The sequence below is a fragment of the Thalassospira sp. A40-3 genome (assembly GCF_015871485.1).
Taxonomy (GTDB): Bacteria; Pseudomonadota; Alphaproteobacteria; order Rhodospirillales; family Thalassospiraceae; genus Thalassospira; species Thalassospira tepidiphila.
Genome location: NZ_CP065428.1, coordinates 3,082,713 through 3,095,409, shown reverse-complemented (window position 1 = coordinate 3,095,409; position 12,697 = coordinate 3,082,713). Strand labels below are relative to the sequence as shown.

Annotated in this window: 11 protein-coding genes; 10 read left to right on the top strand and 1 reads right to left on the bottom strand. The window is 55.1% G+C overall.

Going from position 1 to position 12,697, the window contains the following annotated elements; translation table 11 throughout:
* The first annotated feature begins 16 nt into the window (after positions 1–16).
* Complete coding sequence (locus IT893_RS14315; protein WP_197145571.1) at positions 17–289, top strand: ribbon-helix-helix domain-containing protein; 273 nt, start codon at positions 17–19, stop codon at positions 287–289.
* Positions 290–300: 11 nt separating this feature from the next.
* The gene (asnB, locus tag IT893_RS14310; RefSeq protein WP_197145570.1) at positions 301–2,160 is read left to right on the top strand and encodes an asparagine synthase (glutamine-hydrolyzing); all 1,860 of its coding nucleotides are present in this window, start codon (positions 301–303) and stop codon (positions 2,158–2,160) included.
* Here the strand turns inward: asnB and IT893_RS14305 are convergent.
* Complete coding sequence (locus tag IT893_RS14305; protein ID WP_064779562.1) at positions 2,128–3,207, bottom strand: response regulator; 1,080 nt, start codon at positions 3,205–3,207, stop codon at positions 2,128–2,130. The genes asnB and IT893_RS14305 overlap by 33 nt on opposite strands.
* Before the next feature lie 279 nt (positions 3,208–3,486).
* Between IT893_RS14305 and IT893_RS14300 the strand changes: the two genes are divergently transcribed.
* The 8 genes from IT893_RS14300 to IT893_RS14265 all read left to right on the top strand — a co-directional run bounded on the left by IT893_RS14300 (position 3,487) and on the right by IT893_RS14265 (position 12,632).
* Positions 3,487–4,362 (top strand): MurR/RpiR family transcriptional regulator, encoded by an 876-nt coding sequence (locus tag IT893_RS14300; RefSeq protein WP_064779979.1) that lies wholly within the window; start codon positions 3,487–3,489, stop codon positions 4,360–4,362.
* Positions 4,363–4,384: 22 nt separating this feature from the next.
* Positions 4,385–5,773 carry an aspartate aminotransferase family protein gene (locus IT893_RS14295; RefSeq protein ID WP_197145569.1) on the top strand — a complete coding sequence of 463 codons (1,389 nt, stop codon included), beginning with the start codon at positions 4,385–4,387 and terminating at the stop codon, positions 5,771–5,773.
* Entirely contained in the window at positions 5,773–6,603 is an 831-nt protein-coding gene (locus tag IT893_RS14290) for a 3-keto-5-aminohexanoate cleavage protein (protein WP_197145568.1), read from the top strand. The genes IT893_RS14295 and IT893_RS14290 overlap by 1 nt, the downstream gene beginning before the upstream one ends.
* Positions 6,604–6,809: 206 nt before the next feature.
* Positions 6,810–7,787, top strand: a complete 978-nt coding sequence (locus IT893_RS14285; RefSeq protein WP_008889649.1) for a TAXI family TRAP transporter solute-binding subunit — start codon at positions 6,810–6,812, stop codon at positions 7,785–7,787.
* Between the two features lie 198 nt (positions 7,788–7,985).
* Complete coding sequence (locus IT893_RS14280; protein ID WP_008889650.1) at positions 7,986–10,589, top strand: TRAP transporter permease; 2,604 nt, start codon at positions 7,986–7,988, stop codon at positions 10,587–10,589.
* Positions 10,590–10,603: 14 nt separating this feature from the next.
* Entirely contained in the window at positions 10,604–11,032 is a 429-nt protein-coding gene (locus IT893_RS14275) for a universal stress protein (protein ID WP_120224523.1), read from the top strand.
* Positions 11,033–11,071: 39 nt separating this feature from the next.
* Positions 11,072–11,557 (top strand): hypothetical protein, encoded by a 486-nt coding sequence (locus tag IT893_RS14270; RefSeq protein WP_197145567.1) that lies wholly within the window; start codon positions 11,072–11,074, stop codon positions 11,555–11,557.
* A 208-nt stretch (positions 11,558–11,765) separates the two neighbouring features.
* Positions 11,766–12,632 carry an SUMF1/EgtB/PvdO family nonheme iron enzyme gene (locus IT893_RS14265; protein WP_197145566.1) on the top strand — a complete coding sequence of 289 codons (867 nt, stop codon included), beginning with the start codon at positions 11,766–11,768 and terminating at the stop codon, positions 12,630–12,632.
* The last annotated feature ends 65 nt before the right edge of the window (positions 12,633–12,697 follow it).

Sequence of the window (12,697 nt, the reverse complement as noted above, 5' to 3'; positions counted from 1 at the left end):
AAAGATTTAAACACCGATGGAAGATGCCGTTCGTAAAAGATCAGTGACAATTGCCGGCCACCGGACGAGTTTTTCGCTTGAAGATGCCTTCTGGGAAGAACTGGTCGGCATTGCACAGCGTCGCGCCATGACATTGGCCGAACTGGTTGTCGAAATTGATACCGACCGCGAAGGCAACTTGTCGAGTGCATTGCGGCTGTTTGTCCTGCGCGACCTGCAAAATCGGTTGGCAGGTGGCGCGGGCGAAGTTGAACGGTCCGATCCTGAAAGCCTCAGCGACCGGAATTAAGCAGGGCATCCATGTGTGGCATCTCGGGCTCAACCCAACCAGAAAATCACAGTGCCGTGGATGCGATGCTCCAACGTCTTGCCCATCGGGGGCCGGACGGTTCGGGTGTCTGGTCTGACCCAAATGGAAAGATCGCCCTTGGCTGCGTACGCCTTGCCACCACCGATCTGACGGGGCAGGCCAACCAACCGCTTATCAGCACGGACGGGCGATTTGTTCTGGTTTTCAACGGCTATATCGGGGGACATCGGTGCAGGATACAGGCGGCAACCCGCGACGGCCTGGCATTCCAAACCCGGAATGATGCGGAACTTGTTCTGCAGTTGATGTCCGGCGCAATCCGGCAGGGAAATGATCCTGCACAGGTACTCCAAACCTTGTCGGGGCAATATGCGCTTGCATTGTGGGATGTGGCGCAATCCTGCCTGTGGCTGGCGCGTGACCCGCTGGGCATCAAGCCGCTCTATGTTTTGAGCCGTCCAGACGGTCATATTGCCTTTGCATCAGAGATACCGGCGTTTTCTGCAATTTCTCCGCTGGTGCGTGATGAGAGAGTCAAATCGACATATCTTGCCCATCTGTTTGTGCCTGCACCGAACACCGGGAAAGAGGCCATAAAACTTCTTCCGCCCGGCACGCTCATGCGCTGGCAGGCGGGCGAGGTTTCCACAGGCCACATCGCGCACCCGGCATATCGGGCCGACAAGGCTTTGCAGATGCCGACGGCGGGCGGTTTGTTGTCTGCTGTTCGTCATTCGGTTGCCGACGCGATGGATGCGGATTGCGAATTGGGATGTCTGGTTTCGGGGGGGCTGGATAGTGCGGGTGTCGCGGCATTGGCGTGCGATATTGCGCGCGAACGCGGACAGAGTATTCCCAAGGCATTCGTGACGGGGTTTGATGATCCGGCCATTGATGAAACGGAGGCTGCGCAAAAACTCTGTCGGCATCTCGGCCAAGAACTGCATGTCGTTGCAGCCCCGACGCAGCCAGAGGACATCTATCAGGAGCTTGTGGCGGCCTTGCGCAGTGTTGGTGGGCCGTTTGCCAATCCGTCGATTGTTCTGATGCGATGCCTTGCAAAAGCGGTGAGCAGGGATGTCAAAGTATGTCTGTCAGGCGATGGCGGGGATGAGCTGTTTGGTGGTTATCCGCGATATCGGGCCGCACAGCTTTACGAGACATATTGGCGCCATGTGCCAAGACCGATTAGGCGACTGACGGCAAAGCTGTATGGCGCGGACAGTCGACGAGAATTTCATCGCTTTCTTGCTGGTGGATCAGGGGCGCGCAATCATGCCTTCGCCTTCTGGAACAACCGGTGTGTGATGCCCGAATGCGACGCCAGAATTGCGCAGCATCCTGATATAGGTGGCAGCCTGACAGACGCGATGATGCATTTTGATCGCGATGTGACGCTTCCGGGCAATCAGCTTTTGATGTCGGATCGTTGCGGGATGGCCCATGGGCTTGAATATCGCTTGCCGCTTTTGGGGCACGATGTTGTGCGCATCGCCGCGGCAGTGCCAGCCAAGCAACACCTTAAATACGGTCCCAAACCCCTGTGGCGTCAGGCAATCACCCCCTATCTGCCAGCGGGGCATGTTCAACACCACAAAATCGGGTTTAATCCGCCCGTCGCGACGTGGCTTTTGGGTGTTGCCCGATATCTGTGGGGGGATGAGAACCGAATTCTTGAGGCGATCTTCGCCGATGTCGCCATTACGCAGGGTCACAAGACGGCGTATTGGAAGCGTGCTGTTTCGGGCAAAGATCTGGATATGGCGCTTAGTGTCTGGGCGCTGATGGTCTGGCAAATCTGGCTTGAAGTGGATGGATCAGATATGTGGCGCGCTGCTGATACTGCGTGATCTGCGATACAGATTGAGTGCAGTCAGGGCCGTCGGGGCCAGTTGCACCACTTGGCGCGAGAGTGACAGCAGGCGGTCTTCATCCGGGTCATTGTCTTCGAATACGGATTGGGTGGTTTCGCAAAGTTCGGAAAGCTGGCGCAATCCAAAGGTGCCGGATGTGCTTTTAAGCGCATGAACTTCGTTGCGCACCGTGGTCATGTCATCCTCTGACAGGGCCTTATCGATCTTGACCAGACGGGATTCCGTTTCATTGATGAAAATCTCGATGCCGCATCCCGCACCTTCATCCCCGGCATCGGTGTAAAGCTGTTCAAGAATACGCACATCAAGAACCGGACTGGTCAGGGATTCTGGGCGATACGGACGACCGATCCGTGCGCCCTTGCTGCGTTTTTGGGCTGCGTTCGGATCGCCTGTGGTGCCGCTGCGCCGGGTGATCAGTTCCTGCATGGTTTTGATCAGTTTTTGCCGCTGGATGGGCTTGTTGATGAAATCATCAACACCCGACTGGCGGGCAATAACATTCCAGTCACGCGACTGATGGGCGGATAATGCAATGATCGGCGTGCGCGAAACCGGACCACTCATATGGCGGATGCGGCGGGTGGTGTGCAGCCCGTCCATATCGGGCATTTCGACATCCATCAGGATCAGGTCGGCATTCACCCCGCGCTTGAGCATGTTCAGCACCGTCTGGCCATTGCTGGCCTCGACAATGCCATATCCCTCGGCCTGCAGAATGCGGCGTGCCACCATGCGGTTGCTTTCGCTGTCATCGGCAATGATGACGGTGCCGATTTTGGCATCATTGGCAGAGCTGGCCGCTTCAAGACGTTCGGACTGAGGGACTTGCGGCTTGACGAAGCACACTGAAAGCATGCCGCCATCGGCAAGTTCGGTCTCATTGAAGATCAGGTCTTCCTCGGCAATTCCGGAGATCAATTGTTCCCAAGCCGGATTGGCAAAGACAATCCGTTCGTCTGCATCAAACAGCGCAATGCCTGTCTGTGCCTGATTAAGGGCCTCGATGATCTTCGTTTCCATTGGACATCGACCGATTCGGCGCCCCGGTTTCCATCAAAGGGCGCATTTGAATTTTCCGTATGAAACGCAAAGGTTTCATTTGTGAGTCCAGTTATTTTTACAGTTTTTTCTAATAAGTCCATGTTTTTTAGGCGTCACACCTAATGTCCCGGTCCCAAAGATGAAACAGAGATGCGAAACATATGTTTCGTACGTTTTATTTTTTGAAACATCTGTTGTGTGTGGCGGCAGCCTGTGGCGTAATCTTGGTCTTCCTGACAGGGCATGGATATTCGGGTGATGGGTTTGCAAACTGATCTGCGTGAAAAGCTTATTTCGGATTACGCAAAGCTTAGTCCGCAAATGCAAAAGGCTGCGCGCTATATCCTGGATCATCCAAATGATGTCGCCTTGCGTTCCATGCGGGCACTGGCCCGTGCGGCAAATGTGCCGCCAAGTACGGTCACCCGGTTGATGACTGCGATTGGCGTCGAAACCTGGCAGGACTTCCGGGATCATTATCAAAGCCGGTTGCTTGATCAGCCCGCAAGCTACGCCCGGCGCGCGCGCGAAACGCAAAAGACCGACAATGATGTCGACCGGGACCAGCATCTTCTTGAAAGCATTTGCCGCACCGAAATCGACAATATCAGCGACGCTTACGCGCCGGATCTTGTGTCACGCATGATTGCCACCTGCGAGGCGATTGAAAACGCCCGGCAGGTCTTCATCGTCGGGCGGGGTGCGGCATACCCGGCTGCCTTCCAGTTTGCCTATGCCTACCGGCTGTTTTGCGACAATGGCGTCCTGGTCGATGGCCATTCCGGTACTTTTGGCGATGAACTGCGCGGTATCGGGCGACGTGACATCATGATTGCTGTCGGGGCAAAACCCTATATCCGCGATACGGTGCGTGCGGTTGAGTTTGCCCGCTCCCAACACTGCCCGGTCATCGCAGTGACAGACTCTGATGTTTCACCGATTGCGATGGATGCGCATTGCAAACTTGTGGTGCGCGACACCTCGCAGTCCTTCTTCCAAAGTTTTACCGCCGCCCTTTCCGTGATGCAGGCCCTTGTTGCCCTGCTGGTTGCGCGGGGTGGCCCCAAGGCCCTGCAACGGATTGCCGCTGCAGAAGAACAACTCGCTGTCTTTGATACATATCTCGAAGACTAGTCACTTCACGGAACGCCCGATCATGACCAACGCGTCAAACTCTGCCCAATCCTCTGCCCCGGTCCCGAATGCCGGAACCCGTGTTCTGCACCGCACGAGCACATCCATTCCGCCGCGCGCCGTCAGGGGCGAGGGGATCTATATTTTTGACCAGAACGGAAAGAGTTATCTTGATGCTTGCGGTGGGGCGGCTGTGTCATGCCTTGGTCATTCTGACCCGGATGTCCGTGCTGCCATGCATGCGCAGATTGATCAGATTGCCTATGCCCATTCCGGGTTCTTTTCATCCGATGCGATGGAAGAACTGGCCGATGAACTGGTCGCATCGGCGCCCGAAGGCATCGACAAAGTCTATTTTGTTTCTGGCGGGTCGGAGGCCACTGAGGCCGCGCTTAAAATGGCGCGCCAGTATTTTCTCGAAATCGGGCAGCCGGACCGTAAATACGTCATTGCCCGTCGCCAATCCTATCACGGCAATACACTTGGCGCGTTGTCGGTTGGAGGCAATATGTGGCGGCGCAAACAGTTTGAGCCACTTTTGATCACCGCAAGTCACATCGCACCTGTTTATCAGTATCGCGATCAGCGTGACGATGAAACGCCAGAGGCCTATGGCCTGCGTGTTGCCAATGAACTGGAAACCGCGATCCTTGAACTTGGGGCGGAAAGCGTGGCGGCATTCGTGGCCGAACCGGTTGTCGGGGCAACGGCAGGGGCACTGGCACCGGTGCCGGGCTACTTCAAGCGCGTTCGCGAAATTTGTGATCAGTATGGTGTGTTGCTGATCCTTGATGAGGTCATGTGCGGCATGGGACGCACCGGCACCCTGCATGCGATTAAGCAGGAAGGCATTTCTGGCGATCTACAAACCATCGCCAAGGGACTTGGGGCAGGTTACCAGCCGATTGGTGCCGTGCTTGTGTCAAAGAAAATCAACGATGCCATTGCCAATGGATCGGGTTTCTTCCAGCACGGTCACACGTATCAGGGGCATGCAACAGCATGTGCGGCTGCGCTTGCGACCCAACGCGCCATCAAGGAACGCAACCTTCTGACCAATGTCGTCAAACAGGGGGAAAACCTTGTCGCGGCACTTGAGGCAAAACTCGGCCAGCATCCGTTTGTTGGTGATATCCGTGGACGCGGCCTGTTTCGCGGGGTGGAGCTTGTCGCGGACCGTGAAACCAAGGACCCGTTTGATCCTACCCTTAAAATCAATGCCAAGATCAAGAAGGCGGCCTTTGCACGCGGTCTGATGGCCTATCCGATGGGCGGCACGATTGATGGCGTTCGCGGTGACCATGTGTTGTTTGCCCCGGCCTTCATCATTGATGAAAACGATGTCGCCAAGATTGTCGATCTGTTTGCAGCTGCGCTTGATGATGTCTTTAAGGCCGAGGGAATGGTGTGATGGGATATGGTGACAAACCGTTTCTGATTGCCTCGGCCCCAAATGGTGCGCGCAAGACAAAGGCCGATTTGCCAAACATTCCGATCACGCCGGCCGAAGTCGCAAGGACGGCTTTGGAATGCAAGGCCGCCGGTGCATCGATGATGCATCTGCATGTCCGCGATGAGGATCAAAAACACAGTCTGGATGTTGGTCGTTATCGCGAAATGCTGACCGAGGTCAGATCATCGGTTGGTGACGATATGCTGTTGCAGGTCACGACCGAGGCGGTTGGCATCTACACAGCCCAGCAGCAGATGGAAATGATCAGAAACCTGCGGCCAGAGGCGGTATCAATCGCTGTGCGTGAAATTGCACCCGTTGATGCTGACCTCAATGCGGTCAAATCGTTTTTCGAGTTCATGCGCGAAGCCAAAATCGCACCGCAACTGATCCTGTATGCCCCCGAAGATATTTCGCGCTTTAACCAGCTTGTTGAAATCGGCGTTCTGCCCGGCGACAAATTCCCGGTCTTGTTCGTGCTGGGGCGCTACACCGAAGGGCAGGTGTCGCAACCCTTTGAACTTTTGCCGTTTATCGGGGCCAGTTCATATGTCTCGGAATGGATGTTGTGTGCGTTTGGGCCTTATGAAAACGCCTGCATTCTGACGGGCGCTGGACTGGGTGGTCATGCGCGTATCGGATTTGAAAATAATCACCTTAGGGTTGACGGATCGCCTGCTTCGAACAATGCTGATCTTATTGCCCAGGCACATGATGGTTCGATCCTGATGGGGCGGAAGATCGCGACAGGTGAACAGGCCCGCCAGATTATGCAACCCATGTGGTAGGAGGGGCAAAAAGAACCGGACAATACGCACAAATACTGAATTTCGTCAGGAGGTTTCGGGGTTATAGGGTTTTATTCCGCCAAGTCGGACACTATAATCCCCATCGTCGAAACATCTGATTTTTCTGATGTTTCCGTTTGATTCAGTTGTTCGATGTCGAACATTTGAATGCCTGATAATAGGGTGTAAAAAGGGAGCGAATCCTAATGAAAAAACTTATCGCTGTAGCGGGTGCAGTCGCTGCGATTGCTGGCGCCTCGCTGTTTGCCGGTCAGGCCTCGGCACAGGAAAACCGTTTCATCACCATCGGTACCGGTGGTGTGACTGGTGTGTACTATCCGACCGGTGGCGCGATCTGCCGTCTGGTCAACAAGGATCGCAAAGAGCACGGCATTCGTTGCTCGGTCGAATCCACGGGTGGTTCGGTCTACAACATCAACACCATTCGTACCGGCGAGCTGGACATGGGTGTTGCCCAGTCTGACTGGCAGTACCATGCCTATAACGGGACTTCGAAATTCGAAGACCAGGGTCCGTTCGAAGACCTGCGCGCTGTATTCTCCGTCCATCCGGAGCCGTTCACCGTTGTTGCCCGTGCAGATGCCGGCATCAAGACCTTTGACGACCTCAAAGGCAAGCGCGTGAACATCGGTAACCCGGGTTCCGGTCAGCGCGGCACCATGGACATCGTTCTTGCTGCCAAAGGCTGGACCCTTGATGACTTCTCGCTGGCATCCGAACTGAAGCCGGCTGAGCAGTCCCAGGCGCTTTGCGACAACAAGATCGACGCGATGATCTACACCGTTGGTCACCCGTCCGGCTCGATCCAGGAAGCAACCACTGCCTGTGATTCGGTTCTGGTTGAAGTTGCTGGCCCTGAAATTGAAAAGCTGATCGCTGACAACCCTTACTACCGTGCAGCCACCATCCCGGGCGGCATGTATCGTGGTAACCCGGATGACGTTGTGACCTTTGGTGTCGGTGCGACCTTTGTGTCCTCGACCAACACCGATGCCGACATCGTCTACAACGTTGTCAAAGCAGTCTTTGAAAACTTCGACGACTTCAAAAAGCTGCATCCGGCATTTGAAGTCCTGAAAAAAGAAGAAATGATCAAGGACGGCCTGTCGGCTCCGCTGCATGACGGCGCAGCTCAGTACTACAAAGAAGCTGGCCTGATGTAATCAGGCTTGGGACGGAGGGCGTTTGTCGCCCTCCGTTTTTCTTTTGCGCCCGACGGGTTTGCTCACAAAAATTGAATAAAATGAACACCGCCATTTAGGTGTTGGAGTACTCCGTAGGGGACCGGGTGTGTGTCGACGGAGGCTTTTTGTTTCTGGACCCCCAGTTCAAATGGCTTTCGTAGTGACCGGGAGTTTGTGATGACTGACGACAAGAATACGGAAAATGTGTCCGTCGATCAGGGGCTGCAGGACCTGATTGCGGAAAATGATACAGGGGCCCGTCAGCCGAGTGGTTTGACGGCGAAAATATTACTGTGGCTTGCGGTCGCATGGTCACTGTTCCAGCTTTGGCTGGCCTCGCCATTGCCATTTATCTTTAATTTCGGCGTTTTGAACTCGACCGAGGCACGGTCGATCCATCTCGCTTTTGCAATTTTCCTGGCCTTTATGGCCTATCCGGCCTTCAAGAATTCGCCGCGCAGTTATATCCCGATCATGGATTGGGTGCTGGCGGCGGTTGGCGCGTTTTGCGCGGCCTACATTTACATTTTCTATCGTGAAATCTCGGATCGTCCCGGGCTTCCGACCACGGGCGACCTTGTTGCGGCTGGCGTTGGTCTTGTCATGTTGCTTGAGGCAACCCGTCGCGCACTTGGCCCGCCCTTGATGATCGTTGCGATGGTGTTCCTGGCATATGTCTTCTTTGGCAATGCACCGTGGGTGCCCGACGTTCTGCAATGGAGTGGTGCAAGCTTCTCCAAGGCGATGTCGCATCAGTGGATCACGACCGAAGGCGTGTTTGGTATCGCGCTTGGCGTATCAACCAGCTTTGTGTTTCTGTTTGTCCTGTTTGGATCGCTTCTCGATAAGGCGGGTGCAGGCAACTATTTCATCAAGGTTGCCTTTGCCGCCCTTGGTCACATGCGCGGTGGCCCGGCAAAGGCCGCTGTTTTGTCATCGGCGATGACCGGCCTGATTTCCGGGTCCTCGATTGCCAACGTTGTGACGACCGGTACCTTTACCATTCCGCTGATGAAGCGCGTTGGTTTCTCGGGCGAGAAGGCCGGTGCGGTGGAAGTCGCATCCTCGGTCAATGGTCAGATCATGCCGCCTGTGATGGGGGCTGCGGCCTTCCTGATGGTGGAATATGTCGGCATTCCGTACCCGGAAGTCATCAAGCATGCCTTCCTGCCAGCCACGATTTCCTATATCGCGCTGATCTACATTGTTCACCTTGAGGCACTTAAGGCGAACATGAAGGGCCTGCCGAAACGGGTGACCTCGACCCTTGGTCAGACTCTGATCAGGTCGCTTTTATTCGTGCTGTCGCTGGTGGTGCTTTCGGGGCTGGTTTACTACGCCATTGTCTTCCAGAAGCAGCTATTTGGTGATGCCGTTGGTTGGATTGTCGCACTCGAGTGTGCTGCGATTTATCTGGCAGGGCTTTATTACGCGGCAAGATATCCCGATCTTGAAATGGATGATCCCAACCAGCCGGTGGTCGAGTTGCCGGCTTTGGGTGAAACCGCCAAGGCTGGCTTGCATTATCTGCTGCCGGTTGTGGTTCTGGTCTGGTTCCTGATGATTGAATTGAAATCACCGGGCTTGTCCGCCTTCTGGGCGACGGTTCTGATGATCTTCATCATGCTGACCCAGCATGCGGCCAAGGGCATCTTCCGCAAAAGCCGTAATGTTTCCAACGACCTGAAACTTGGCTTGATCGACGTGATTGACGGTTTTGCCACCGGTGCCCGCAACATGATCGGTATCGGTGTGGCAACGGCCGCCGCCGGTATCATCGTTGGTACGGTGTCACTGACCGGTATCGGTCAGGTGATGGTTGAATTCGTCGAACTGATTTCGGGCGGCAATTTGATGCTGATCCTGATCTTCACCGCCGTGATCAGCCTGATTCTTGGCATGGGGCTGCCTACCACGGCAAACTACATCGTGGTTTCCAGCCTGATGGCACCGGTGATTGTCGAACTTGGCGCGGCAAACGGACTGATCGTACCTTTAATCGCGGTTCACCTGTTCGTCTTCTATTTCGGTATCATGGCCGATGTGACCCCGCCGGTCGGTTTGGCATCCTTTGCCGCAGCCGCCGTATCGGGGGCTGATCCGATGAAGACGGGGCTGGTTGCGTTCTTCTACTCGATGCGCACAGCCGTCCTGCCGTTCCTTTTCCTGTTCAACACGCAACTTCTGATGATCGGTCTGGATCATCCGCTGGATGTGGTGATGGTGATCATTGTTTCGACAATCGCCATGCTGGTCTTTGCCGCAGCGACGCAGGGTTATTTCTTTGCCCGGTCCAAGCTGTGGGAAAGTGCGGCACTGCTGTTGATCGCGTTCACCTTGTTCCGGCCGGGTTTCTGGCTCGACATGATTGCGCCGCCTTATGAAAACCTGCCGGCGACAACCATTGTCGAAGATGCCGCCAACATGCCGCCTGAATCCAACATCCTTCTGGATGTCGAAGGCATCAGCATTGAAGGGGATGAGGTTTCCAAATCCGTGATGCTGCCGCTTGGGCCGGCAGGTGCGGGGGAAGATCGCCTTTATCACGCCGGTATCGGTATTCGGAATGAAGATGGTCGTATCTATATCGACGATCTGGTCTTTGCTGGTCCGGCCGAGAAAGCCGGTCTTGATTTCGATTTTGAAATCACCGCGGTAAAGGTCGAGGCTGATCGTCCGGCCAAGGAAGTCTTCTTTATCCCGGCCTTCCTGTTGCTGGGTGGGATTATTGTTCTTCAACGCCGACGCAAGCGCAGTGAAGACGCGCTTGGTACGGCCTGACTGGGAGATTGAACATGTACAAGGATATTCTGGTCACAGTAGATCTTGATCATGAGTCTTCCTGGAAGAAGGCCGTACCGGTTGCAATCAAGCAGGCGCAAAGCTTTGGCGCGCGCCTTCATGTTCTGACCGTGGTACCCACGGTTGGAATGTCGATGGTTGGTCAATTCTTCCCGAAAGGCTACGAAACCAAGGTTCTTGAAGCCTATAACGAACGCCTGCACAAATTTGTGGCTGAACATATTCCGTCAGACATCAAGGTGCAGCACATCGTGGGCCAGGGAACGGTTTATGAGGTCATCCTTCAGATCGCGAAGAAAACCAATTGCGACCTGATCGTGATCGGATCCCATCGCCCGGAACTGAAGGATTACCTTCTGGGGCCGAATGCTGCGCGCGTTGTGCGCCATGCAGATTGCTCGGTGATGGTCGTTCGCGAATAGGATTGGACGGCCTTCCTGCTTGAATAGAAAACGGGGGCGATGCAACTGCATCGCCCCCGTTGCCGTTGGGACGGATCAGGTATTTACTTCGCGGCGCAAGGGTTAGCCGCACACGGATTGGCCGCACACGGGTTTTTCGCAGCACATGGATTAGCTGCGCACGGGTTTGCCGCACACGGGCTGCAGGGGTTAACCACTTTTTTGGCAGCACACGGGTTGGCAGCACACGGGTTTGCGGCACAAGGATTTGCTGCACATGGGCTGCACGGTGCGCAGCTTGCCACTTCGGCGGTCGGTGCCGGAAGCGGGGCGGCCATCGCCATTGGTGTTGCCATGGCAAGGCTGGTGCCGATTGCCATCGCCGGGATGAGTGCCTTTTGTGCGAAAGTCATGGATTTCTTGGTCATGTCGTGCCTCTCTGAAGATCCGGTAAGTTCAATCCGGGGCGTTCCATCGCCCATCGGTAAGCGCACTATGATCCAATTCTTCACCGAAGCGGCGTCACATGGTTTCACTGTTGTGTGAGACCGTCGTGTTCAAAAAGGTGTTTGCCTACAATTGATTAGAAGCCCATTAGAGAAAATGCATGTCACAAATACCGGTTAAAAACTGTCAAACCGATTGAAAGTGCGGCAAAAGTTCAGCATCTTGGGGTCAGTTATAAAGGGGGCATAAGTTGGGGTTTCGTTTGAATAAAGCGTGAGCCGCACCGCCCATCAGGACGGAAGTTTGTATGATAGTCGGGGATCGTATCGCAGAAATCTGGAAGTTCTGCGCTGTTGCGTGCGTTGTTGGTCTTGCGGGAAACGCAGAGGCGGCAGGTAATGGAATCCCCGAGACGGTCGACATTCCGTCTGGCTGGTTCTGGCAGGGATCCGATTCAGTCGAACGGCAATATGCCTATCAGATTGACGAGCAGGTTTATGGCCACGATATCAGCCGCCGTAACCGTTGGTATGATCTCGAAGCCGATAAATGGCGCGTCCATCTTTTGGGCTATGATATCGGCAAAACACCGGTAACCAACGACCAGTATGCGGTTTTTGTCGAAGAAACCGGCCATCCCGCACCGACGATCAGCCAGGAAGACTGGGAACGTCAGGGGCTGATTTATAACTATGACACCATCGTGCCGTTCCTTTGGAACGATGGTCGTCCCCCGCGCGGGCGTGGCAATCATCCGGTCGTTCTGGTGTCTTGGCAGGATGCCAACGCCTATACTCGTTGGCTCAGCGAAAAGACGGGTGAAAGCTGGCGCTTGCCCGATGAGCTTTATTGGGAAAAGGCGACGCGCGGCCCGGATGGCACGTTCTATCCTTGGGGAAATATTTTCGATGCAAGCCGCCTGAACAGTGCCGATAGCGGGCCGTTTGATACCATGCCGGTCGGCCAGTTCGAGGCCGGGCCATATGGTGTGCTTGATGGTGTCGGGCAGGTGTTTGAATGGACGTCTTCGTCTTCCCAGCCAGGCTATCGCACCGTTAAGGGCGGATCATGGGATGATCGCGGGTGCGGGGTTTGTCGCCCGGCCGCCCGTCACGCCCGCCCGGAATATCTCAAGCACATCCTGATTGGTTTCCGGGTGATGCGCGATCACTGATCGCCCGAGACGATTGTTGCAAACCGCCATCAAATCACTAACTGTTGAAAGGGGTTTATTGGCGT